We start from the raw sequence: 22268 nt of genomic DNA, 5'->3' as shown, positions 1-22268 counted from the left end.
GTACTGCGGGATACCGTCTCGGGCGTCGGCAAAGCGGCCACCGGTACCGCCGGCCGGGCGACCGGAGCCGCGAAATCGGCCGGTTCGACGGCTCGGAAGACCGCGGAGCAGGGTAGCCCCGGCGATCTGCTCCGGCAGTCGGTGCAGAATCTCGCCGGAACCCTCGCCCAACGTGCCGTATCCGGTCTGTCCGGTGGGGTCTCGAATGCGGCCGGCCGGCTGAACGAATATGCCGAAGGACAGGGTGGCGGCAATCTGCTCGCGGCGCTGACGGGAGTCGAGAAGCTTTCCGAGGGCGCTTCCCCGATGCGAGCGGCCATGAGCGCGGGAATGAGCAAAATCGGGAAGTCCGTCAAGGACACGGTGTCCTCTGCCAAGGACGCAATCACCGGCGGAGGCGGCAAGGGCGGCAAGGGGAAGAAACTCAAACTGGCCAATATCGTCGAACACATCGATATCGGTGCCGAGGTCGAACTCGTCTACGACCAGTGGACACAGTTCGCGGAATTCCCCAAGTTCACGAAGAAGCTCGAACAGGTCGAACAGGTATCCGATGAAAAACTCTCCTGGACCGGGCGCGTGTTCTGGTCGCGGCGGACCTGGGAGTCCACGATTATCGAACAGGTGCCGTTCGAGCGGATCATCTGGCGATCCAAAGGGGCCAAAGGCTATATCGACGGCGCGGTCACCTTCCACGAACTGGGCCCGCATTTCACCCGGGTCCTGGTGGTTCTGGAATATCATCCGCAGGGCGTGTTCGAGAAGACCGCCAATATCTGGCGCGCGGCCGGGCGCCGATGCCGCCTGGAACTCAAGCATTTCGAGCGTTACGTCATGACCGAGGCAGTGCTGCGACCCGACGACATCGTGGGCTGGCATGGGGAGATTCGCGACGGCGAGGTCGTCGAGGACGACGAGACCGCGCGTCGCCGGGAACAGGAGGAGGCCGAGGACAGGGAGGGCGAAGGCGAGGAAACGGAGGAAGAAGGCGAAGGCGCGGAAGGTGAAGGCGCCGTGGATGAGGAACCCCCGGACGAGGACGAAGAGGAAGACGAAGAAGAAGCGGACGAGGACGAAGAGCGCGGAGACGATGAGGAGGGCGGCCCCGACGACGAGGAGGCCGAGGACAGTACGGAAGACGGGGATCACGAGGCCCGGGCGTCGCGTCGCCCGCGTACCGGCCGCCGTGCCGCCGCACCGCGCCGTTCCCGCGTGCAGCGAGGAGCGCGAACATGACCATAGAACCCGCGGGCGGTGGCGGCAGCGGTGCAGTCGCCCGTCCGAACTCATCCGGCCTGGCCGAGGTCGTCGACACCATTCTCGACAAAGGACTGGTCGTCGACGCGTTCGTCCGGGTCTCCCTGGTCGGCATCGAACTGGTGACCATCGACGCCCGCGTGGTGGTCGCCAGTGTCGACACGTACCTGCGGTTCGCCGAGGCCGTCAACCGCTTGGAGATCTCCAGTAACGAGCCCAAGGGACTCACCGACCTCGTGGGCGATGTCACCGAGGGCGCGGCCGAGCACAAGACGAAAGGCGCCATCGAAGCGGCGGGGAAAAAGGTGCAGGACTTCCTCGGGGATGTCCAGGACCAGCGCCAGACCTCCCGGGCCTCCAGACGAGGGGAGCGATGATGTCCACCGCGAGCAGTACCACCGAAAGCGATCGCGACCAGCGGACCGGGGTGTACGTGTACGGCATCGTGACCGCCGATGTGGAGCCGGAACCGCACGCCCAGGGCATCGGTGACCCACCCGCCGAGGTCGGCGTCGTACGGCACGGCGATATCGCCGCTCTGGTCAGCGAGGTTACGCTCGACCGCCCCCTGGGCATGCCCGACGATCTCACCGCGCACGCGCGCCTGCTGGACGGGACGGCCGCGGTCGCCCCGGTGCTGCCCCTGCAGTTCGGCGGTGTCGTGACCGATACCGAAGCGGTGGAGAAGGAGCTGCTCGCACCCAACCACGACCAGTTCCGCAGCGCGCTCGACGACCTGGAAGGCCGCGCCCAATACGTGATCCGCGGACGCTACACCGAGAACACGGTGCTCCAGGAGATCCTGGACGAGAACGCCGACGCGGCACGACTGCGCGCGGAGATCCGCGACAAACCCGAAGACGCCACCCGGAACGAGCGAATCCGGCTGGGCGAGATCGTGAACCGGGAGATCGAGGCCAAGCGCGCCGCGGACACCCGCCGGGTGGCGGCCGCGCTGAGCGATCTCGATCCGACCGTGCGGGAGCGTCAGCCCACACACGAAGAGGACGCGGTGCACCTCGCCCTGCTGCTCGAGCTGTCCCGGGAGGACGAGCTGCTGCAAGCGCTGACCGAACTCGGCGAGGAGTGGGCAGAACGGGTCCGGCTGAACCTGATCGGTCCGATGGCGCCCTACGATTTCGTCACCGCCGGCGAAGTCCCGGAGTGAGGACATGGGACTGCTGTCGTCGATCGTCCTGTTGCCGCTGGCTCCGGTCCGCGGGGTGATCTGGCTGGGCGAGGTGATCCAGGAACAGGTCGATCAGCAGTGGCGGAGCCCGGCCGCTGTCCGGCGCGATATCGAGGAGATCGAGCAGGCCGCCGCGGCCGGTGACATCTCCGAGGAGGAGCGGGACCGGGCGTTGCGGGAGGTTCTCTCCCGGATCAGGCGTCCTTCCGGCGGGCTCCCGCCCGCCGGTGAGAGGAGACGGTCACCATGAGCCGCAGATCGACCACCGAAGATGCCGCGGACGTGGATCCGGAGCCGGAGCATCCGCTCACCGCCAGGGAGGCCGCGGCGGCGGCGATCGAGCACCTGAGTGAGCTGACGTCGAAATCGGTGGAGGGGGTGACCTCGATGGAGCCGCTCGAAGACGGCCGGCTGGTGGAGATCGAGGTGCTCGAGGACCACCGCATCCCCTCGTCGGCGGATATGCTCGCGCTCTACGAGGTCGAGATCGACTTCGACGGGAATCTGCTGGCCTACCGCAGAACCGCGCGCTATGCCCGCGGCAGCACCGAGATCGGCGGAAGAGGCCGGCGATGACGGTGGTCGGAGGTGGCGGGTCCTACGAGCCGCAGCCCTATGGCGGTGGGCACCAATCGACCAACCTCGCCGATATCCTCGAACGGGTCCTGGACAAGGGGCTGGTCATCGCGGGCGATATCCAGGTGAACCTGCTCGATATCGAATTGCTCACCATCAAACTGCGACTGGTGGTCGCGTCCCTGGAAACCGCCAAGGCCGTGGGCATCGACTGGTGGGAGACCGACCCGTGGCTCAACAGCAAGGCCCGCACGCTCGAGCGGCAGGATCGTGACCTCGAGTTGGAGAACCGCGAATTACGGGATCGGATAGCCCGACTCGAGGCCGGACGGGACCGGCGCGAAGCCGTCGAAGAGCGTCGCGAATCGCCGGAGAGCGACCGGCCGTGACGGGCGGGACCGGTGTCTGGCTGTATGCGGTGACGGCAGCCGCGGACGCCGCCGCGGGATTCGACGGGCTCACCGGAGTGGCCGGTGAGCCGGTCCGGGTCGTGATCTCCGAGCCGCTGGCCGCGCTCGTGGGTTCGGTACCGCTCGACGTGTTCGGGGAGCAGCCGTTGAGCCGGAATCTGGAGGATCTGGACTGGCTGGCCGCCACCGCCCGGGCGCACGATGTGGTGGTGTCCGCGGCGGTGCGCCGGGCCCCGTCGGCACCGTTGCGGCTGGCCACCGTTTTTCTCGACGACGAGCGGGTGCGGGAGCTGCTCCGGGACCGGCAGGCGGATCTGGAGGCGGCGCTGGTCCTGGTCAGCGGTCGCACCGAATGGGGTGTGAAGGTCTACGGGGATCGTGCCGCACTCACCGCGGCAGTCGCCGAGGCGCGTGCCGAAGACACCGGCAAAGGCGCGGGCGCGGCGTATCTGGCTCGCCGCCGCGCGCAGCTGTCCGCCCAGGAGACCGTGGAACACGATGCGGCACAGCGTGCGGAGGTCATCCATACCCGGCTGAGCCGTCGCGCCGCGGCCGGTCGCCGGCAGCCGACCACCGATCCCGCGCTGAGTGGTCGCAGCGATTGGATGGTGCTCAACGGGACCTATCTGGTCGACGACGAACGCGCCGCGGATTTCGCCGCGACCGTCGACGCCCTCGCTGCCGAATTCCCCGGCCTCCGGCTCGAACTCACCGGCCCGTGGCCGCCGTATTCGTTCGCGGGCGTGGAACGCGAGCCGCGGTGAACAGCGTCGACAGCGAGCGCCGCATCGCACTGGTCGATCTGCTGGACCGGGTGCTGGCGGGTGGGGTCGTCGTCACCGGCGATATCAAGCTCGCCATCGCCGACGTCGATCTGGTCCAGATTTCACTGCGGGCGCTGATCTCTTCGGTCAGCACCCTGTACGGCCCGGGACAGGAGCCACCCGGATGACCGAATTCGACGGTCTGTCACCGCGTATCGACACCGATCCCGAAACAGTGGAACGCGGCCTGGTCACGCTGGTCCTCACCCTGGTGGAGCTGCTGCGTCAGCTGATGGAACGGCAGGCCCTGCGGCGCGTGGACGCCGGTGATCTGAGCGAGGATCAGGTCGAGCGCATCGGCACCACCCTCATGCTGCTCGAACAGCGCATGGACGAGCTGCGGGAGCATTTCGGTCTCACCCCCGAGGACCTCAATATCGACCTCGGCCCGCTCGGACCGCTTCTTCCGGAGAACCCGTCCGGCAGGTGACCGGCACGGATTCGCCGGCTCATCGCGCGCCTACTCCCGGTGTACCCACCGAGGAACACCTGCCAGTCCTTGCTCGCGAACTGCTCGGCGGGGGTCGCTGATCCGGAGCGCCGCATCCGCCGTCCGGGCATAGAATTCGCGAATGGTCCCCGCCGCCAATCTGCTCGCCTTCGTGGCCGCCGCCACCCTCATCGTCGTCGTTCCCGGGCCCGGTGTGCTGTTCACCATCGGGCGCGCGCTCACCCTGGGGCGCCGGGCGGCGTTGATCTCGGTGCTGGGTCATGCGCTGGGCGTCCAGGTCGCCCTGCTGTTCGTCGCGGTGGGGTTGGGCGCGGTACTGGCGGCCTCGGCCACCGCCATGGCGGTCGTCAAGGTGGCCGGCGCGCTGTACCTGATCCATCTCGGTGTGCAGGCCTTCCGGGAGCGGAAGGCGCTGCGCGAGGTGCTGGGCGCGCCCGTGGCGCCGGCGAGCGGACGCCGGGTGTTCCGGCAGAGCGTGATCGTCGGTGTCACCAATCCGAAGGCGATCGTGTTCTTCGCCGCCGTGCTGCCCCATTTCGCCGACCAGTCCTCCGGATCGCTCCCCCTGCAACTGCTGGTGCTGGGCTCGATGTTCCTGGTGATCGCGCTGATCTGTGACAGCACCTGGGCATTGCTCGCCTCCGCGGCGCGCAACTGGTTCGCGCGGTCACCGAAGCGGCTGGAGGCGGTCGGGGGTGCGGGTGGGGTGCTGATCGTCGGGCTCGGTGCGTCGGTGGCGGTGGAGCAGGGCGTCTCCGGTCGCTGAACGCCGGGCGTGGGCCCGTGCCCGTCGGTGCGTACCGTCCCCGGGCCGGGCGCCGACCGCGGGCGCCCGCGGCACCGGAAGCGGCGCCCTGACCGCACCGGCGGCTGTCCCCGGCGAACCGAGCGCGCGGCTCAGGAATGATGGGGGAGCGCGGCATTCATCACCCGGCTCGCGGTGGCCTTGACCGAATCGGGCAGCACATGCGCGACCGTGGCCAGCGCCCGGGTGCCCAGTGATCCGCCGACGACCTTCTGTTCGTCCCGGAGCAGCGCGTCCACACCCTGCCGCGCCACCCGCGCCGGATCCTCCTTGGGGCCCCGCCCCATCGGTGTGTCGAGGAGACCGGCGCGGCGGAAGAAGTCGGTATCGGTCGGTCCGGGCATCAGGGAGGTCACCGTCACCCCGGTATCGCGCACTTCCTCCCGCAGTGCCTCGGCGAAGGACTGGATGAATGATTTCGACGCGTGGTACACCGCCTGGCCGGCGCCGGGCATCATGGCCGCGACCGAGGAGGTGAACAGCAGTCCACCGGCGTCGCGCCGCACCATATCGCCCAGCGTCAATTTGGCCAGGTGCACGGTCGAACGCACATTGAGCGCGATGAGGTCGAGTTCGTCGTCGAGGTCGGTGTCGGCGAAGTTGCCCCCGCGACCGACCCCGGCGTTGAGCGCGACCGCGTCGAGCGGCCGTTCGTCCTGGGTCGCCGCGGAGTACACCTGTTCCACGCCTTCGGGCGTGCGCAGATCGGCCTGGACGGCCCGCACCTCGATCCCGGGGCGACGGACCGTCTCGGCGGCGTCCTCGATTTCCGGATCCTCCGCGGCCATGACCACGTCATAGCCGCGTTCGGCGAACACGGTGGCGAGTTCCAGACCGATACCGCTCGAGGCGCCGGTGACGAGAGCAAGGGGATGTGTCGTGGTCATCTGCGGCGGCTACCCACGTGGCCGCGGATCATGCGGCCGTGCCACGCCGGCCTCGGTCAGCCGCCGCGGTTGTATCCGAGTTCCTCGGCGATCGGGTTGGGCGGAACCTCGATCTCCTGCTCCGCCAGGCCGGGATGGCTGTGGGTGCGATGTTGGGCGGCGCGGTCGGCCGGTGACCGCCGGGGTTCCAGGTTCACCGATTGCAGAACTTCCTGCAGATTGTTGTAGGTCTCCGGTGGAATGGCTTTGAGCGCGCGCACCGTGTCGTTGTCGGCGTGTGCTCGGGTCGCGCAGCGCACCAGGTCCGGTTTCTCGGCCGGAAAATCCGCGTCGGACAGTGCCGCCCGGACTCGATCGGCATCGGTTGCGACCATCGTCGTCCTCCTTGTTCGCCTCGACGATCGGGTGTGTGCGGTGGCGCGGTACCCATCCGGCCCGCCGCTAACCCGAAACGGCGGAGTGCGTCAGCAGGTCACATGGATATCGGCGGTCGAGTCGAACGACACGTGGACGTGGTCGTAGTGATTGGCGGTCGGGTCGCCGCGATCCTCCATGTACGACCAGCCGCTGCCGTCGTTGTATCGCTGCTGCCAGATCACATACGTCACCCCGAAGCGCTCCTTGTTGGCCAGCACGAAGTCGGCGATCGCGTCGCCGCGGGCCGGGTCGGAGGTCATGAAGTCGAGCGCCAGACCCGCGCCGTGATCGCCGTCGTAGCGGCCGTTCGCACCCCCGATATCACCGACGCCGAACGTCTGGTCGATCAGGTGGCCGACCTGCGCGACCTGCGGACGCGCGCCGGCGAGTTCGGTGGAGCACGGGATGACGGGAGGCGCGGGAGGCGCGTGGCGTTTCGCGTACCGGGCAGGCTCCGGAGGTCGAGCGGCCGCGGCCACCGGAGCCGGGGGCGCACCGGGCGCGTTCGGCGCCGTCTCGGGAACCCGGCCGAGGCCGGCCACCGGTATCGGCGCGTCCGGCGCGCTCGTCGCCGTCTCCGGGGGCGTGCCGGGACCGGCGGTGGGGACGGCGGCCGCGTCGACCGCTGCCGCGGCGGGTTGCGCGTCCGGGCCGGGGCGCGCCGTCACCGACAAGGCGATCACCGCCGTCGCCGCGATCGCGCTTCTGGCCAGCGGCGCGATCTTTCTCGCTCGGGCCGGTTTGCGGTGTTGACCAGGCATATTGGTGACTACTCGTAACGCTCGACGACAAGATCACTGTTAGATTACGAAATGGTCGCGATAATGTCACCGTTGCTGGCGCACATGGGTCAGGATGCGGTCCTGTTCGCGCACGTCCACGCGACGCCGCCGGGCACGCGGCCATCGCGATGGGCCGATCGCGGTACGACCTACCGCCCATCGCGGGCCGCTCAGCTGTTATGGTCGGATTCGTTCTGACACGGGGTGCTCCGCGCATGTGGGGCTGAGAACATACCCGAGAACCTGTCCAGGTAATGCTGACGAAGGAATGTCTTGGCTTCACGCGCGCACACCACCGAATCCGGCAGATTCACCGAGTTCCTCTGGGATCGGACGAAAGACCTGCGTGGTGCCATCGATGAACTAGAGTTCCTGCGCCGGCTCGGCGACGGTACCCTTCCGCTCGAGGTGTTCCGTACCTATGTGGAGCAGGATTCGCTGTATCTCGCCGGTTATTCGAAGGTGCTGGCCCTGCTCGCGGCCAAGTCGCCCGATACGCAGGCCGCGCAGTTCTGGGCCGGTTCGGCGGCCACGGCGGTGGCCGTCGAGGCGGAACTGCACAACGACCTGCTCAGCGACAGCCGGCTCCCCGCCAGGGAGGGCGAGCCGGAACCGTCGACGGCCTGCCTGGGCTACGTCTCCTACCTGATCGCCACCGCCGCGACCGAGTCCTACGCCGTGGGCGCGGCGGCCGCGCTGCCATGTTTCTGGATATACGCCGAAGTCGGACGAGGTCTGGCGGCGAGCGCCGCCGAGGTGCTCGCGGCCGACCCCGGCCATCCGTACGCCCAATGGGTGTCCACCTACGGCGCCGCGGAGTTCCAGGAATCCGCGACCGCGGCCCGGTCGTTCGTCGACGCGGCGGCCGCGGCCGCGAGCGAGCGCGACCGCGCGGCCATGGCGACCGCGTTCACCGTGGCCACCCGCTACGAGCTGATGTTCTGGGACACCGCCCTGTATCCGCAGCCCTGGCCCGCCGCATGAGCGGCCGCCTGCGCCGCGCTCTCGCGGTCGCGGTCGCGGTCGCGGTCGCGACCGTGGTGGCGCTGTCCGCGCTCACCGCCTGCTCCGCGGGGCCCGGCGACGGCGAGACCATCCGTTTCGCCCTGGACTGGACCCCGAACACCAACCACACGGGATTGTTCGTCGCGCAGCAGCGCGGCTACTTCGCCGAGGCCGGTTTGGATGTGCAGATCCTGCCGTACAACAACACCGCGGTCGATACGGTCATCGACGCGGGTAACGCCGAATTCGGTATCAGCACCCACAACTCGTCGACCTTCGCCCGGGCTTCGGGAGCGCATACGCTGTCCGTGCTCGCACCGCTGCGACACTGGGCGACCGGAATCGGCGTGAAGGCCGACCGCGCCGACATCACGCGCCCCAAGGACCTGGACGGCAAGACCTATGCCGGCTTCGGTGACCCCGGCGAGGTGGAAGCGCTCCAGCAGGTGATCCGCAATGACGGCGGCCGCGGCGAGTTCACGACCGTCACTCTGGGCACCTCGGCCTACGAGGCCGTCTACTCGGGCCGGGCCGACTTCACCGTCTCCTATCTCGGCTGGGAGGGGATCGAAGCCGAGCACCACGGCACGCCGATGCGGTACTTCCGGTACACCGACTTCGGTTTCCCGGACGCGTACGCCATCGTGGTCGACGCCAATCAGGACTGGCTGGCCGCGAACCCCGACCGCGCGCGGAAGTTCGTGCAGGCCTTGCAGCGCGGTTACCAGTTCGCCGCGGACGACCCGGACGCCGCCGCGGCGGACCTTCTCGCCGCCAACCCCGGCGCGTTCAACGACGAGGGCCTGGTCGTCGAGAGCCAACGGATGCTGGCCGAGCAATTCATGAAGGGCCCCGGCGGCCGGGTGGGCGCCCAGACCCGGGAGCAGTGGGCGGCGAATTCCGGTTTCCTGTACGACAAGGGCCTGCTGACCGGTCCCGACGGCGCCCGGCTGACCGAGGAACCGGACTGGTCGAGCTACTTCACCAATGACTACCTCGCCGCTCCCTGACCACGCCGAACCGGACACCGCGCCCGAAACCGAGCCGGTCGCCCGGCCCGCGCCGGGCCGGGCGACCGGGATCCGCTGGGTGCTGCCCTCCGTCGTGACGGTGGCACTGCTCGTCGTGCTGTGGCAGGTCTATGTCGAGGTCAGCGGTATTCGTCCGCAACTGTTGCCGTCGCCGGCGCGGGTCGTGGCGCAGGGGTGGGCGCACCGTGCCGAGATCGGGGTCCATGCCGCCGCCACCCTCCAGGTGACACTGGCCGGATTCGCGGTATCGCTGAGCCTGGCCTGGCTGCTGGCCGTCGTGGTCGACTTCTCGCCGTGGCTGCGGCGCGCGTTCGTACCGCTGTTCGTCGCCTCCCAGACCCTGCCGATCATCGCGATAGCGCCGTTGATGATCATCTGGTTCGGTTTCGGACTGCTCCCGAAAGTGCTGGTCGTCGCACTCGTCACCTTCTTCCCGATGGCGATCGGGCTGATCGAGGGATTCGCCGCGGCCGACCGCGAGGCGGGTGCGCTACTGCGCAGTATGGGCGCGTCCCGGGTCCAGGTGTTCCGTTACGTCCGGTTGCCGTCCGCGGTGCCCCGATTCTTCACCGCATTGCGGATCGGGATCACCTATGCGGTGGTCGGCGCGGTCTTCGCCGAATACGTCGGGGCCAGCGCGGGCCTCGGCATCTATATGAGTCTGCAGAAGAACTCCTTCCGCACCGACCTGGTACTGGCGGCGGTACTCGTGACCGCGCTGCTCAGTATCGCGCTGTATCTGCTGACCTTCGCGATCGAACGGCTGGTCGCACCGTGGTCCCGCGCGGAGAACAGGAGTCGACGTGACTGAGGCGCGCGGGCACCGGATCGTCGTCGACGGTCTCACCAAATCGTTTCCGCGGCCCGGCCGGCGCCGACCCGACCGGCAGGTGCTCGGCGGTGTGTCGTTCACCGCGCAGCCGGGTGAGTTCGTCTCCGTCATCGGCCCGAGCGGCTGCGGCAAGAGCACCGTCTTCAATATGCTGGCCGGTCTGGAAACCCCCGACTCGGGCAGTATTCGTTTCGGCACGAGCGACGGCGAGCCGACGGCACCGCACTGCGCCTATATGCCGCAGAAGGATCTGCTGTTCCCGTGGCGTACCGTCCTGGACAACACCGTCCTGGGATTACAGGTGCAGGGCGTCCCGAAGCCGGAGGCCCGGCGCCGGGCCCGCGAACTGTTCCCGGTCTTCGGACTGTCCGGATTCGAGGACGCCCGGCCGTCCCAGCTCTCCGGCGGTATGCGGCAGCGGGCCGCATTGCTGCGGACCGTGGTCCAGGAACGCGAACTGTTGCTGTTGGACGAGCCGTTCGGCGCACTGGACTCGCTGACCCGTACCGAGATGCAGGCGTGGCTCCAGGAGGTCTGGCAGCGCTACCGCTGGATGGTGCTGATGATCACCCACGACATCCGGGAAGCGGTGTACCTGTCGGACCGGGTGATCGTGCTGTCGGCGCGACCGGCCACCGTGCGCCGCGACGTGCGCGTCGAGCTGCCGCGGCCACGGGAGCTGTCGATGATCACGACCCCCGAGTTCGTGGCCCTGGAGCAGGACCTGCTCGACGTACTCCACGAGGAAGCACGGCACGCGCTCGCTCAGCGAGACCATTGAGGCCACTCGGAGAATTCGTCGGCCGGTGGTCCAGGATGGTCTGGGTGCCCTGTCCGCGGCGGCGGCTCCGGCGCCGGCCCTGCCCGACGGGCGTTTCCCCGGGCGGTCCCCGGTCAGGAAACCGGCTGATTGCCGCCGGGTGGATGGACCGCCGTAAGAATTCCGGCCCGCCGCGGCCGGTTCGGCGAGACAATCGTCGGACCGCCGGAAGGTCCGCAGCATCGCCTCCCGGGGCACGCGAGATCCGTAGGAGGGCCATGTTCGTTCCGTTCAGTGTCTCCGATTTCCTCGACCGCGCCGAAACCGTGTACGGCGACCGGATCGGTATCGTCGACGAACCCGCCCAGCCCGCGCCCGGCCAGGGTTCGCTGACCTACGCCGGGGTCGCCGACCTCGCCCGCAGACAGGCAACCCGCCTCGACGAACTGGGTATCGGGGCCGGGGACCGGGTCGCGCTGGTCAGCCATAATTCGAGTCGGCTGCTGACCTCGTTCTTCGGAGTGAGCGGCTGGGGCCGGGTGCTGGTCCCGATCAACTTCCGCCTGCGCCCCGACGAGGTGCGCTATATCGTCGAGAATTCCGGGGCCCGGGCCCTGTACGTGGACCCGGAACTCGCGGACTCGCTCGGTGAGCTCGACTGCGAGCACAAGTTCGTGCTGGGTGACGACACCGACCTCTACGCCGCCCCCGGGGCGGTACCGCGGCCGTGGGAACCCGACGAATCCGCCACCGCCACCATCAACTACACCTCCGGGACCACCGCCCGCCCCAAGGGCGTGCAGATCACCCATCGCAGTATCTGGGTCAATGCCGTCACCTTCGGCCTGCACACCACGATCAGCGACCGCGACGTCTATCTGCACACCCTGCCGATGTTCCACGCGAACGGCTGGGGCATGCCCTTCGCGATGACCGGCGTCGGTGCCCGCCACATCGTCCTGCGCAAGATAGACGGGGCCGAGATCCTGCGCCGGGTGCGCGATCACGGCGTCACGGTGCTGTGCGCCGCCCCCGCGGTCGCCGCCGCGGTGCTCGACGCCGCACAGACCTGGGAGGGCGATATCCCCGGCCGCGACCGGGTGCGGATCATCATGGCCGGGGCGCCGCCGCCGACGAGAACCGTCGCCCGTGTCGAGGAGGAACTCGGCTGGGAGTTCATCCAGATCTACGGCCTGACCGAGACCTCACCGCTGCTGACCGTCAACCGTTCCCGGGCGGAATGGGACGACCTCGATCCGGAGACCAGGGCCGGGAAGCTGACCCGTGCCGGGGCACCGGCCCTGGGCGTCCGGCTGCGGGCCGAGGAACCCGAGGAGGGGTCGAGCGAGGTGCTGGCCCGGTCCAATGTGGTGATGGAGGGCTACTGGGACCGCCCCGAGGAGAGCGCGGCCGCGCTGGCCGGCGGATGGTTCCACACCGGCGACGGCGGAACCCTCGGCGACGACGGCTACCTGACCATCGCCGACCGCAAAAGGATGTGATCATCACCGGCGGCGAGAACGTGTCCTCGATCGAAGTCGAGGACTGTCTGTTCTCCCATCCCGCTGTCGCGGAGGTGGCGGTGATCGCGGTACCGAGCGAGAAGTGGGGCGAGACCATCAAAGCGTTGGTCGTGCTGGCCCCGGACGCCGAAGCGAGCAACGCGACCGAGGCCGAACTGATCGCCTGGTGCAAACAGCGGTTGGCCGGCTACAAGGCGCCGACCTCCGTGGAGTTCCGCAGCGAGTTGGCCCGGACCGCGACCGGGAAGCTCCAGAAGTTCACACTGCGCGCACCGTACTGGAGCGGCCGCGGCCGCCAGGTCAACTGATATCCGGCGGGCTTGCGCGAAGCTCACCGCTTGGCGTAGTCGGCGACCCCCTGCCAGTCGATCATGACGCAGGGTTCGTCGCCGAGGGTCCAGGCATCGTGTCGCGTGGCTGTGGCGGCGGCAAGGGAGCGGGCCGCCACAGCCGGATGAGCCGGATGCGCGGGGGCGGAGGACGCCCGTCGGCGAATCGGCTCGCGGGCCGACCGGTCGGCGCTTCCGGTACTGGGCGACTACGCGGGCCCGGCAGGCACTCGGTCGGCCGAGTCGAGCGGTATCGGTTGGAACATCGGGGGCTCGTCTCCGGGAAACAGGGCTGTCGGACCATAGATCCAGTCGGTGAACGAATAGTCGTCTACCGCGCGCTCCCGCAGCAGCACATTGCGCTGCGCGCGCCGGACCCCGTCGAGATGCCAGAGTTCACCCCACGCCCGGGCCGTCAGCACCACCCGCCGGCAGTGTTCCGGCCGGACCGCCTCGTACGCCGCGAGTGCCCCCATCCAGTCGACCGCGCCGTCGACGCCACGCCGCCGCCGCACGTGTTCCGCGAGTACCCACCCGTCCTCGATCGCCATGATCGCGCCCTGCGCCATGTACTGCAGCGGTGGGTGGGCGGCATCGCCGAGCAGCGCGATCCGTCCGTCGACCCAGGTGTCGATCGGATCGCGGTCGTACATCCGCCACCATTTGTCCCGCCACATGTCCGGCAGTCGATCCCGGACGAAATCGCAGGTCGCGGCGAAGGCGGCATCGAGTTCGTCGGGAGTGCCCCAATCGTCGAGTCCGGCGACGGCCTTCGGGGATTCGAAGACCGCGACCTGATTGAGCAGATCGCCGCCACGTAGCCCGTAGTGGACGAAATGGCAGCGCGGACCGACATAGACGACCACTTCGGAGAGGTCCACCGGCCGGTCCACCTCCGCGATCGGCACGGTACCGCGGTAGGCGACATAGGCCGAGGACACCGGCCGGTCGTCGGTGACCAGCGTGCGCGCGACGGAATGCAACCCGTCGGCCGCGATCACGATATTCGCCTCGTGGACCGCACCGGCCTGCGTTGTCGCACCGGCTTTCCCATCGCCCTGCGTGTAGGAGACGACGCGCTGTTCGGTGAGCAGTTCGACACCCGCGTCCCGGCACGCCTCCAAGAACAGCGCGTGCAGATCGCTGCGGTGGATGACCAGGTACGGGAAGCCGTACTCGCGTTCCAGATCGCGCAGATCGAGTGAGGTCAGTTCGCTTCCGTCGACCGCGTCCCGCATCACCATCCGGTCGGGAACGACCCCGCGGGCCTTCACCTCGTCCAGCAGACCGTACTCGTTCAGGATGCGGGTGCAGTTGGGTGCGAGCTGAATCCCCGCCCCGACCTCACCGAACTGTTTCGCCTGCTCCAGGACTCGCACCCGCAGGCCGAGCCGGGCCAGTGCGAAAGCGGTACTCAGCCCGCCGATACCGCCGCCGACGAGGACGACGTCAGGGGTGCTCACGATGAGCCTCCTCTACAACCAGGGGCCGAGGTCGGGGACATCGGCGAGGGAATGGGGACGACCGGCGAGGTAGGCGGCGACCTCGGGAAGCGGCCCACTGGGGATTTCGTCGAGTCCGCGCTTGCCCCGGATGTCGGTGACGAGCGCGAAGAGGAACTCGTCGGGGAGGTCGGCGAAAGTGGTGCCCGTGCCGAGATCCACCGCATGGACACACACCTCGCGCGCCCGTAGCCACGGGATCTCCGTGGCCGGGACGGTCCGCCCCTGCGCGGTGACGACCTCGTTGTGCCAGTCGTCTTCGCTCAGCGCCTCCATCGCGACGGACAGCTTGCGGACCGCCTCGTTCAACCAGGTGGTCAGCTCGTCCGCGGCCAGCGCGGCGCCCGATTCGATATCGGCATTGCGCTGGTCGGGCGAGGAATACATCGGCCTACGTTCACCGGTGCGGGCCCAGTGCACCAAATTCCCGAGCGCGTCCGCGTTGGCCGCGACATGCGTCACCAGATGCTTACGCGTCCACCCGGGCAGGAGGCTCGGCGCCGACATCGACTCGTCGTCGAGCAGAGCGACCTGCGTGACGAACAGCCCCGTCCCGTGCTCGGCCCACTTCAGCGAGTCGGTGTGCGTCCGCCCGGTCACGAGGCCTTCACGACCTTGTTCGCGCACGCCCCCAGCCCGGCGATCCGGGTCACCACGGTTTCCCCGCCGACCAGGTAGACCTTCGGGTCCCGGGCGTGACCGACCCCCGCCGGGGTGCCGGTGGCGATCATGTCCCCGGGGTTCAGCCGGATCACCGTCGACACGTACTGCACCAGGTGAACCGGGTCGAACAGCAGCGTCCCGGTGTCGTCGTGCTGCATGACCTGCCCGTCGACCAGCGTCTCGACCTCGAGCGCCGGCCGCACCCCGCCGACCTCGTCCGGGGTGACGACATAGGGTCCGACCGGGGTGGAGGAATCCCAGATCTTGCCCTGCGTCCATTCGATCGTCCGGAACTGCCAGTCCCGCACCGATACATCGTTCATCACGGTGAACCCCGCGATGGCCGCCGCGGCTTCGGTCTCGGTGGCCCGCCGCACCGGCTTGCCCACGACCACCACCAGCTCGACCTCCCAGTCCAGGGCGTCGGTCTCGGCCGGTTTCACGATCGGATCGTTCGGCCCGATGAGGCTGTCGGCGAACTTCGGGAAAAGGGTGGGGTAGCCGGGGAGTTCGCGCCCCATCTCCTTGATGTGGTTGGTGTAGTTGTGCCCGACGCAGATCACCTTCGACGGGTTCGGCACCACCGCGGCGAAATCCGCGCCGGCCGCCGGCCACGTCCGCCCGGTGGCCTCGGCCGCGCGGGTGGCCCAATCGTCGTGGGCGAACAGGGCGCCGAGGTCGTCGTAGCCGAGGTCGACGAGCGTGTCACCGTCGAGGCGCACCGCGCGGGTGCCGCCGTCGACGCGCAGGGTGGCGAGTTTCATCGGGTGATCTCCTGACGGTCGAGCCGGAGCGCCTCGAAAACGGGCGCGTCCGAGAAACGGAAAAGGTCCAGGGCGCCGGAATCGGAATCGGTGGATCCGGCTTCCGATCTGGCGGAGAAGGGTTCCCACGAGGGGACGACGAACAGGTCACCGCGGGTGACCGACCAACTCGTGTCTCCCACGGTCACCGTGCCGGACCCGTCGAACACCTGATACACCGACGACCCGGTCTCGCGGACCGGCGCGGTTTCCGAACCGCGGGTGACCCGGTGGAATTCCGCTCGCATGGTCGGCAGCACATCGGTGCCGTCGTGCGGATTGGAGAACCGCACCGCCGCGTGCCCGGGTTCGACGGTCCCGCCGTACCCTTCCTGCTCCAACAGCAGCTGATCGGTCAACGCGGCATCCGTGTGCTCCCACTTGTAGGCCAGCAGCGGTGACCCCGGCGCCACCGCACCCACCGACAGCGGCCGCAACCCCGGATGCCCCCACAGTCGCTCCGACCGCGACCGCTCCGGCGTGATCCGTTCCGCGGCGCTGATCTCCGCGCGCCCGAACTGGAAGAACTGCGATTCCATGACGTACTGGAACGGAATGTCCAGTCCATCGATCCAGGCCATCGGCTCCGTGGTCGCATTGTGGTGCGCATGCCAGTTCCACCCCGCCTGCGGCAGGAAATCACCGCGCCGCATCGGCACCGCGTCCCCGCGCGCCGTATCCCCGGTGCCACCGACCACCGTCCACACCCCCGAACCCTCCACCACGAACCGGAAGGCATGCTGCGTGTGCCGGTGCTCCGGGGCGTCCTCCCCGGGCATCAGATACTGGATCGCCGCCCACAATGTCGGCGTCGCGAACGGCCGCCCACCGAGCGCTGGATTGGCCAGCGCGATCGCCCGCCGCTCACCCCCGCGGCCGACCGGCACGATATCGCCCGCCTGCGCCGCCAGCCGCAGCAGATTCTCCCACCGCCACAGATGCGGCACCGCCCGCGACCGCGGATGCGCCGGCATCAGATCACCGATCTCGGTCCACAGCGGAACCAGCAACTCCTGCTCGAAACCGCGGTACAACTCCTCCAGGGCGGGAGTGACGTCCGGCTGGTCCGGCGCCGCGACCGCCCGCAGGCGGACGGGGGTGTCAGTGGTGCTCATATCGCCTACAGTGGCCCTTGCCGAGAAAGCAGAACAGCTAATTCTGGAGAGCAGAACGGAAAGTATGAGCACCACGGCACCGAAGACGCCCCCGGCATACGTCGTGACCAGCGCGGACCACGCGCTGCGGGCAGCGGTGATGCTGCAGCTGGAGGGCGGGTCGACGGTCAGTCAGGTCGCCGAACGGCTCGGGGTGGCGCGGTCGACGGCCCATCGGTTGTTACAGACGCTGGTGTATCGGGACTTCGCGGTGCAGGACGAGCAGCGGGTCTACCACCCGGGGCCGGTGCTCGAGCTGGCCACGCATTCACAATCGCGGACGTCCCGGCTCCGGGCGGCCGCGCTGCCCCATCTGCAACGGCTGGTCGATCTGGTGGGGGAGTCGGCGAACCTGACGATTCGGGCGGGGGACACGGCTCGGTTCATCGCCAGTGTCGAATGCCGGCAGGCGCTGCGGGTGGGGTCGAGGGAGGGGATGGTCTTCCCGGCCCATCGCACGACCGCCGGTCTGGTGCTGCTCGCGGAACTCGAACCGGCCGAGCTGGACGAGCTCTACGACGAAGCACGGTACGCCGAGCGTCCCGACGAGCGACCGGACCTGCCGAGTCTGCGCGCCCAGCTCGCCAAGGTGCGCCGGGCGGGGTTCGCGCTGAACGACGGGCTGTCGGAGCGCGGAGTGGTCGCGGTCGGGGTTCCGGTGCGGGAGGCGGACGGGACCGCGCTGGCGGGTCTGTCGGTATCGATGCCCTCGGTCCGCTACCTCCCGAGTCGGCTACCGACCCTGGTCGCTACCTTGCACCGGGCCGCCGGCGGGATCGAAGCGGACCGAGGCGCCGACCGAGGAACGCCGCCGCAGCCCGGGCGGCACGAGTAGGAGAGGCCGGCTCCACACTCGTCACCGCGGCGGTGGTCAGAGTATCGGTGTCGATCGCTCCAGTCCGGGGATCTCGCCGTTACGGAACGCATCGACGAAAAGCTCGTGGTCGGTGCGCGTGCGAAGAGCGTATGACTGGCCGAAATCCACCATATCGCGCACGAATTCGTCCTCGTCGGAGCCGATGGCCGCCATGATCGCCTCTTCGCTCTGGAAATCGACCAGTGTCTGATCGGAGTCGGCGTCGGAGACGCAATGCATACCCGCGGTCGCCTGGCCGAGATATTCGATCACCGGTTGCATTTCCTCCGGCTCGGTGAGATCGGACCAGTCGAGGTCGTGTACGTACGGTGAGAGTTCGGAGACGATATATCCGTTGCCGCCGATCTCGGTGTAGCCGAGCCAGGGGTCGGCATGTGCCTGGAGGGCGCGCTGGGACACGGCGGTGCGGTGCCCGTGGTGCCGGAAATAATCTCGGATCCGCTCGTCTTGCACGATCCGGCCGGGCGCGGCGATATTCCCCTGTTTCATGGACAGGATCACGTCGTTCTCCAGCGCCTCCGTCTGCCCCTCGACGAGGATGTTGTACGCGGGCAGCCCCGCCGACCCGATCCCGAAGCCTTTTCGGCCGACGATATCCTTCACCTGGTAGGTGATGCTCCGAAACCGCTTATGTGTCGGAATCGTCTCCAGGTATCCGGTGAAGGCGTCCAGCACCAGGGCGTGCTCTTCTTCGTTCAGGGAGCGGACATCCTTGCCCGGCCGGAATCGGCGTTCGTAGTTCTCGACCATGGTGGTGCTCGCCAGTAGCGCGGTGCGGGTGTTCATCCGGGCGTCCAGCAACACATCGTGCACGGGGCCCTCGGTATTGCGCAGATGCAGTTTGAAATCCTGCTCGTTCTGGGTGCCCTCGTGAAAGGCGCGCACCATCCGCACATAAGAGCGCGCGTAAGTCGTGGTCAGTGCCTCGATATCGGCATCGGAGACGGTCTTGCGGCGGGCCAGCAGCGCCACGCTGGCGCAGAACCGTTTGATATCCCAGGTGAACGCGCCGAGATACGCTTCGTCGAAATCATTGACGTCGAAGACGAATTGGCCGGCGGAATCCATATAGGTGCCGAAATTCTCCGCGTGCAGATCGCCCTGGATCCAGATCCTGCCGGTGCGCTCATCGGCCCACCGGTCCTCGGTGGCGGCCATATCGTTGTAGAACAGACAGGCGGACCCGCGGTAGAAGGCGAACGGGTTGTCCGCCATTTTGCGGAACTTCTTGCGGAACGCGTCGGGGTCGGCGGCGATCATGTCGCCGAAGGCGTCGGTGAAGACCTCGACGATCTCGGCCTTACGATCGCCCGCACTGTCCTCGCTGGTCCCGTCGTCCATACCCACGATCTCGGCCCCGTCCTCTCGTCATGATCTCGTTGCCGTCCCGGCGCCGGGCCACCGAGGCGCTGGATTCGATCGTGCCAGAACCCGTTCCGCGGTGTGCCCCCCGCTACGGCGAGCGCGGCGAATTCCTCGTCCGGCGAACCGGCGACCGGCCGCGTCCTGCTGTAGAGAGCGAAATACAGCATGAACAGCGGCCCCACACGCCGCGGCCGGAGCGGAGGCCGCCGATAGCGTTGTTCACGCAGCCCCCGGCGTCGCATGCGAGGACGACACGGCAGCCGCCGGCCGCAGCCGCGCGAGGATTCCATCGAGGTCGATGGCGAACATCTCGGGCCGGAAGACGTGGCCGCCGGACACCTCGTACCATTCGTGCGGGATGCCGGCGTCGCGCAAGCGCGCCCGGAATTCCCGCTGGCCGGCCAGCACCTGCGTCTCGTTCACGCTGTCGAACCAGTCGACCGGATCCGGACTGGTGCCGGCGACCAGGAAGATCCGCTTGTTCCGGTAACTGTCGATCCGCTCGACCGGGTTGTCGGCGCTGACCCTGGCCTGGTTCCAGAACGGCGCACCGTAGACCGTGCCGCCGCCCAGTTCCACGGCCGCCGACGACAGGTTCGCCCAGTGCACCACCAGGCCGAAATCGCGACGCAGACTCGCCGGGCCGGAATGGCTGCTGACCGAAGCGAAATGACCGTAGTACTTGGCCGTGTACTTGAGCGCGCCGAAGCCACCCATCGAGAACCCGGCGACCGCGCGGCCGTCGTACTCGGCGTAGGTGCGGAAATTCGCGTCGATCCAGGGGAGCAGCTGGGCGATGTGGAAGGTCTCCCAATTGCGCGGGCCGACGAACGAGCTGACCGGGTTGGAGTACCAGCCCGCGCGCCCACCGTCGGGCATGACGACGATGATCGGCTTCCCGGCGGTGAGGTCACGAATACCCAGAAAGTCGAACTGGCGGAAATCCTCGCCGCCACCGTGGAAGAGATAGAGGACGGGGTAGGTGAGTCCACTGGTCGAGTAGTCGTCGGGGAGCAGGACGTTGACCCCTGGGTTCCAACCGATCGCACCTGTCTGGAAGCGGTAATACCACATTCGAGGGTCGCTCTCGTCACGGTCCACGATCGTCAGTCCGAATCCGTCGCCGCGTCCGACGAATATCACCAGTACCTCGCCGACGCCGACGACCTCGGGATCGGCGAGGCCGTTCACGGCGGCGATCAGCGGGGAGAACGAGGAGTCGCCGTAGTAGCGCAATGCCAACTCCGGCAGCGTGTCCCCCGCGCGTACCTTGTATCTGATGATCTCGGGGATGATCAGTTCTTGCCCGACGTGGAGGGTGTCGGGCTCGGTGATCGCGCCGGCGGTGGTGATCAGGCGGTGTAGTCCCGCGTCGCCGTAGAAGCGTAGAGCCAAGTCCGGCAGCGTGTCCCCGGCGACCGCCGTGTGCCGGGTGAAATCCGGGATGATCAATTGTTGCCCGACGTGGAGGGTGTCGGGCTCGGTGATCGCGCCGGCGGTGGTGATCAGGCGGTGTAGTCCGGCGTCACCGTAGAAGCGTAAAGCCAAGTCGGGCAAAGTTTCCCCCGTGACAACCATATGAGTTCTGACCATTCGAATCACCCCTTCGATAGCATATTGCTCTAGTCTCCAACGCGGGTAATTCGTTGTCCAGTACTTCACAAAACTGTATGTGCAGCGAAAACAATTGCCCGACGGCGGAGTTCGGTGGCAAGATCGGCGGCGCTCCGATCGATCGGGTGTGACCGCAAGCACTTCCGGTCGCGGGGTTTTGCGCGCCTGTTCTCCTGACTCCGAAGGCCGCGGCGAGCAGCGACACCGGGCCCGGGCCTGTGGCCGGTTCCGCAACCCGGACCGGAGCTGAGTGTTCGCCCCGCGACGCCCGCAGCCGTCGATCGACCGGTGCCACCTGACACCCCCCGCGATATGCGCCTGCTTCCCACCGGGTCACCCGCCGCGATGTCGACGATGCGTAGGACGTCCCGAAGTGGGTAGTTCAGCATGCGCAGTACGTCCTACCAGCGCAAACAACGCACTACGCGGTAACTGCGCGGATCCGGCCACCGATATATCGAGGAGGACTCAGTGATGTACACGATCGGTCACCACAGGGGCGGGATACGGCGGTGGGGGGCGGGCGCGGCGCTCGCGGCAATCCTCGTCTGGGGTGGTTCCGCCGCGGCGGCCGCGCAGCCGGCGCCCGACGAACAGTCATTGGAAGCGGCACGGCAGGCGCTGATGGGGGCGACGGTCGAATCCGTCGAGGTCGACCTGTCCAGCGGTGCTCCCGAACTGGAGGTCGACCTCCGGACCCGTGACGGTGCCGGCTACGAGGTGACGGTCGATATGAGCACGGCCACGGTGCTGTCGGTCGAACCGGACGACGACTGAGCCGGTCGTCGGCGTCCGGACGGTGGACCGGGCGGCCGAACCACCACGCCGTGTGGGACGGAAGGCGGGTTCGACCGACAGGTCCGGTACCGGCGCTCGGGCGGTGCGGAGCGCATCGGCCGGATGCCGAGGCAGTTCGAAGCCCGGGAGGTCGTCGGTTACCGCTACCTGCGGCAATCAGCGCGGATCCGCGCCGCGGCCCTCCGGAAACGGCCGCGGATGTACTCGACGCCCTCGGGCAGGGACGGGAACCCCTGTCGTCGGGCCGCCGAATGACCTGGAGTTCGACGTCGGCGCCACCGGGCGAACGAAACCGGTGCACTGGCCGAGTGGCCGCGCCGCCCGGCGCGGGCCGGGGGGGAGTCGCCCCCCGCCCCGGGCGGCCGGCCGCGGCGAAAGCGCGACCGATGTCGGTCGCCTGGGTGAGTATGGGCC

The 22268-nt window shown here is 68.4% G+C and carries 25 protein-coding genes, 1 pseudogene and 1 riboswitch; of the genes and pseudogenes, 17 read left to right on the top strand and 9 right to left on the bottom strand.

The window, feature by feature from the left end:
* The first annotated feature begins 141 nt into the window (after nucleotides 1–141).
* From ABZV91_RS13400 to ABZV91_RS13355, 10 genes are all read left to right on the top strand, one after another.
* Nucleotides 142–1236, top strand: a complete 1095-nt coding sequence (locus ABZV91_RS13400) for an SRPBCC family protein (protein WP_355240054.1) — start codon at nucleotides 142–144, stop codon at nucleotides 1234–1236.
* Nucleotides 1233–1634: a gas vesicle protein GvpJ gene (gvpJ, locus tag ABZV91_RS13395; RefSeq protein WP_355240051.1), complete on the top strand. Its 402-nt coding sequence runs from the start codon at nucleotides 1233–1235 to the stop codon at nucleotides 1632–1634. Before ABZV91_RS13400 ends, gvpJ (ABZV91_RS13395) begins: the two co-directional genes overlap by 4 nt.
* Nucleotides 1634–2425 (top strand): GvpL/GvpF family gas vesicle protein, encoded by a 792-nt coding sequence (locus ABZV91_RS13390; protein WP_355240208.1) that lies wholly within the window; start codon nucleotides 1634–1636, stop codon nucleotides 2423–2425. Before gvpJ (ABZV91_RS13395) ends, ABZV91_RS13390 begins: the two co-directional genes overlap by 1 nt.
* Before the next feature lie 4 nt (nucleotides 2426–2429).
* A complete protein-coding gene (locus ABZV91_RS13385; protein WP_355240048.1) occupies nucleotides 2430–2696 on the top strand; it encodes a gas vesicle protein GvpG in 267 nt (88 codons plus the stop codon).
* Complete coding sequence (gvpO, locus tag ABZV91_RS13380) at nucleotides 2693–3022, top strand: gas vesicle protein GvpO (RefSeq protein WP_355240045.1); 330 nt, start codon at nucleotides 2693–2695, stop codon at nucleotides 3020–3022. Before ABZV91_RS13385 ends, gvpO begins: the two co-directional genes overlap by 4 nt.
* The gene (gene gvpJ / locus ABZV91_RS13375; RefSeq protein ID WP_355240042.1) at nucleotides 3019–3411 is read left to right on the top strand and encodes a gas vesicle protein GvpJ; all 393 of its coding nucleotides are present in this window, start codon (nucleotides 3019–3021) and stop codon (nucleotides 3409–3411) included. The genes gvpO and gvpJ (ABZV91_RS13375) overlap by 4 nt, the downstream gene beginning before the upstream one ends.
* Nucleotides 3408–4196, top strand: a complete 789-nt coding sequence (locus tag ABZV91_RS13370) for a GvpL/GvpF family gas vesicle protein (RefSeq protein WP_355240039.1) — start codon at nucleotides 3408–3410, stop codon at nucleotides 4194–4196. The genes gvpJ (ABZV91_RS13375) and ABZV91_RS13370 overlap by 4 nt, the downstream gene beginning before the upstream one ends.
* A complete protein-coding gene (locus tag ABZV91_RS13365; RefSeq protein ID WP_039829105.1) occupies nucleotides 4193–4384 on the top strand; it encodes a gas vesicle protein in 192 nt (63 codons plus the stop codon). Before ABZV91_RS13370 ends, ABZV91_RS13365 begins: the two co-directional genes overlap by 4 nt.
* Nucleotides 4381–4686, top strand: coding sequence for a gas vesicle protein K (locus tag ABZV91_RS13360; RefSeq protein WP_039829106.1), 306 nt, complete (start codon nucleotides 4381–4383; stop codon nucleotides 4684–4686). The genes ABZV91_RS13365 and ABZV91_RS13360 overlap by 4 nt, the downstream gene beginning before the upstream one ends.
* Nucleotides 4687–4828: 142 nt before the next feature.
* Nucleotides 4829–5473 (top strand): LysE family translocator, encoded by a 645-nt coding sequence (locus ABZV91_RS13355; RefSeq protein WP_355240035.1) that lies wholly within the window; start codon nucleotides 4829–4831, stop codon nucleotides 5471–5473.
* A gap of 131 nt (nucleotides 5474–5604) precedes the next feature.
* Here ABZV91_RS13355 and ABZV91_RS13350 read toward each other — a convergent pair whose 3' ends face one another.
* The 3 genes from ABZV91_RS13350 to ABZV91_RS13340 form a co-directional block, all read right to left on the bottom strand.
* The gene (locus ABZV91_RS13350; RefSeq protein ID WP_355240032.1) at nucleotides 5605–6399 is read right to left on the bottom strand and encodes an SDR family NAD(P)-dependent oxidoreductase; all 795 of its coding nucleotides are present in this window, start codon (nucleotides 6397–6399) and stop codon (nucleotides 5605–5607) included.
* 56 nt (nucleotides 6400–6455) lie between these two features.
* Nucleotides 6456–6773, bottom strand: a complete 318-nt coding sequence (locus ABZV91_RS13345; RefSeq protein WP_355240030.1) for a DUF2795 domain-containing protein — start codon at nucleotides 6771–6773, stop codon at nucleotides 6456–6458.
* A gap of 90 nt (nucleotides 6774–6863) precedes the next feature.
* On the bottom strand, nucleotides 6864–7577 hold the full coding sequence (locus tag ABZV91_RS13340) for a hypothetical protein (protein WP_355240027.1): 714 nt from the start codon (nucleotides 7575–7577) through the stop codon (nucleotides 6864–6866).
* Nucleotides 7578–7788: 211 nt separating this feature from the next.
* Nucleotides 7789–7884: riboswitch (TPP riboswitch) on the top strand.
* Here ABZV91_RS13340 and ABZV91_RS13335 point away from each other — a divergent pair.
* The 5 genes and pseudogenes from ABZV91_RS13335 to ABZV91_RS13315 all read left to right on the top strand — a co-directional run bounded on the left by ABZV91_RS13335 (nucleotide 7872) and on the right by ABZV91_RS13315 (nucleotide 13057).
* The gene (locus ABZV91_RS13335; RefSeq protein ID WP_355240024.1) at nucleotides 7872–8582 is read left to right on the top strand and encodes a TenA family protein; all 711 of its coding nucleotides are present in this window, start codon (nucleotides 7872–7874) and stop codon (nucleotides 8580–8582) included. Its footprint overlaps the riboswitch before it by 13 nt.
* The gene (locus tag ABZV91_RS13330; RefSeq protein ID WP_355240021.1) at nucleotides 8579–9613 is read left to right on the top strand and encodes an ABC transporter substrate-binding protein; all 1035 of its coding nucleotides are present in this window, start codon (nucleotides 8579–8581) and stop codon (nucleotides 9611–9613) included. The genes ABZV91_RS13335 and ABZV91_RS13330 overlap by 4 nt, the downstream gene beginning before the upstream one ends.
* On the top strand, nucleotides 9591–10445 hold the full coding sequence (locus tag ABZV91_RS13325; protein WP_355240018.1) for an ABC transporter permease: 855 nt from the start codon (nucleotides 9591–9593) through the stop codon (nucleotides 10443–10445). Before ABZV91_RS13330 ends, ABZV91_RS13325 begins: the two co-directional genes overlap by 23 nt.
* Nucleotides 10438–11247 (top strand): ABC transporter ATP-binding protein, encoded by an 810-nt coding sequence (locus ABZV91_RS13320; protein ID WP_355240015.1) that lies wholly within the window; start codon nucleotides 10438–10440, stop codon nucleotides 11245–11247. The genes ABZV91_RS13325 and ABZV91_RS13320 overlap by 8 nt, the downstream gene beginning before the upstream one ends.
* Before the next feature lie 257 nt (nucleotides 11248–11504).
* Nucleotides 11505–13057: pseudogene (locus ABZV91_RS13315) on the top strand (AMP-binding protein).
* Between the two features lie 230 nt (nucleotides 13058–13287).
* Here the strand turns inward: ABZV91_RS13315 and ABZV91_RS13310 are convergent.
* Genes ABZV91_RS13310 through ABZV91_RS13295 form a run of 4 tightly spaced genes read right to left on the bottom strand, consistent with a single transcriptional unit; the run spans nucleotide 13288 to nucleotide 17161 of the window.
* On the bottom strand, nucleotides 13288–14541 hold the full coding sequence (locus ABZV91_RS13310; RefSeq protein WP_355240012.1) for an FAD-dependent oxidoreductase: 1254 nt from the start codon (nucleotides 14539–14541) through the stop codon (nucleotides 13288–13290).
* Nucleotides 14542–14553: 12 nt separating this feature from the next.
* The gene (locus tag ABZV91_RS13305) at nucleotides 14554–15180 is read right to left on the bottom strand and encodes a maleylpyruvate isomerase family mycothiol-dependent enzyme (protein WP_355240009.1); all 627 of its coding nucleotides are present in this window, start codon (nucleotides 15178–15180) and stop codon (nucleotides 14554–14556) included.
* Entirely contained in the window at nucleotides 15177–16007 is an 831-nt protein-coding gene (locus ABZV91_RS13300; protein WP_355240006.1) for a fumarylacetoacetate hydrolase family protein, read from the bottom strand. The genes ABZV91_RS13305 and ABZV91_RS13300 overlap by 4 nt, the downstream gene beginning before the upstream one ends.
* Nucleotides 16004–17161 carry a cupin domain-containing protein gene (locus tag ABZV91_RS13295; RefSeq protein WP_355240003.1) on the bottom strand — a complete coding sequence of 386 codons (1158 nt, stop codon included), beginning with the start codon at nucleotides 17159–17161 and terminating at the stop codon, nucleotides 16004–16006. The genes ABZV91_RS13300 and ABZV91_RS13295 overlap by 4 nt, the downstream gene beginning before the upstream one ends.
* Before the next feature lie 64 nt (nucleotides 17162–17225).
* Between ABZV91_RS13295 and ABZV91_RS13290 the strand changes: the two genes are divergently transcribed.
* Nucleotides 17226–18035 carry an IclR family transcriptional regulator gene (locus ABZV91_RS13290; protein WP_355240000.1) on the top strand — a complete coding sequence of 270 codons (810 nt, stop codon included), beginning with the start codon at nucleotides 17226–17228 and terminating at the stop codon, nucleotides 18033–18035.
* Nucleotides 18036–18071: 36 nt separating this feature from the next.
* Here the strand turns inward: ABZV91_RS13290 and ABZV91_RS13285 are convergent, their stop codons facing one another.
* Together ABZV91_RS13285 and ABZV91_RS13280 are read right to left on the bottom strand one after the other, a co-directional pair.
* Complete coding sequence (locus tag ABZV91_RS13285) at nucleotides 18072–19418, bottom strand: DUF2252 domain-containing protein (protein ID WP_355239997.1); 1347 nt, start codon at nucleotides 19416–19418, stop codon at nucleotides 18072–18074.
* Nucleotides 19419–19661: 243 nt separating this feature from the next.
* Entirely contained in the window at nucleotides 19662–21035 is a 1374-nt protein-coding gene (locus ABZV91_RS13280; RefSeq protein ID WP_355239994.1) for an alpha/beta hydrolase-fold protein, read from the bottom strand.
* 492 nt (nucleotides 21036–21527) lie between these two features.
* Between ABZV91_RS13280 and ABZV91_RS13275 the strand changes: the two genes are divergently transcribed.
* Complete coding sequence (locus ABZV91_RS13275) at nucleotides 21528–21833, top strand: hypothetical protein (RefSeq protein WP_355239992.1); 306 nt, start codon at nucleotides 21528–21530, stop codon at nucleotides 21831–21833.
* Nucleotides 21834–22268 lie beyond the last annotated feature (435 nt).

Source organism: Nocardia sp. NPDC004568 (assembly GCF_040609955.1).
Taxonomy (GTDB): domain Bacteria; phylum Actinomycetota; class Actinomycetes; order Mycobacteriales; family Mycobacteriaceae; genus Nocardia.
Note: the sequence above shows the minus strand (reverse complement) of the source record. Positions and strands in the feature narration are given on the sequence as shown.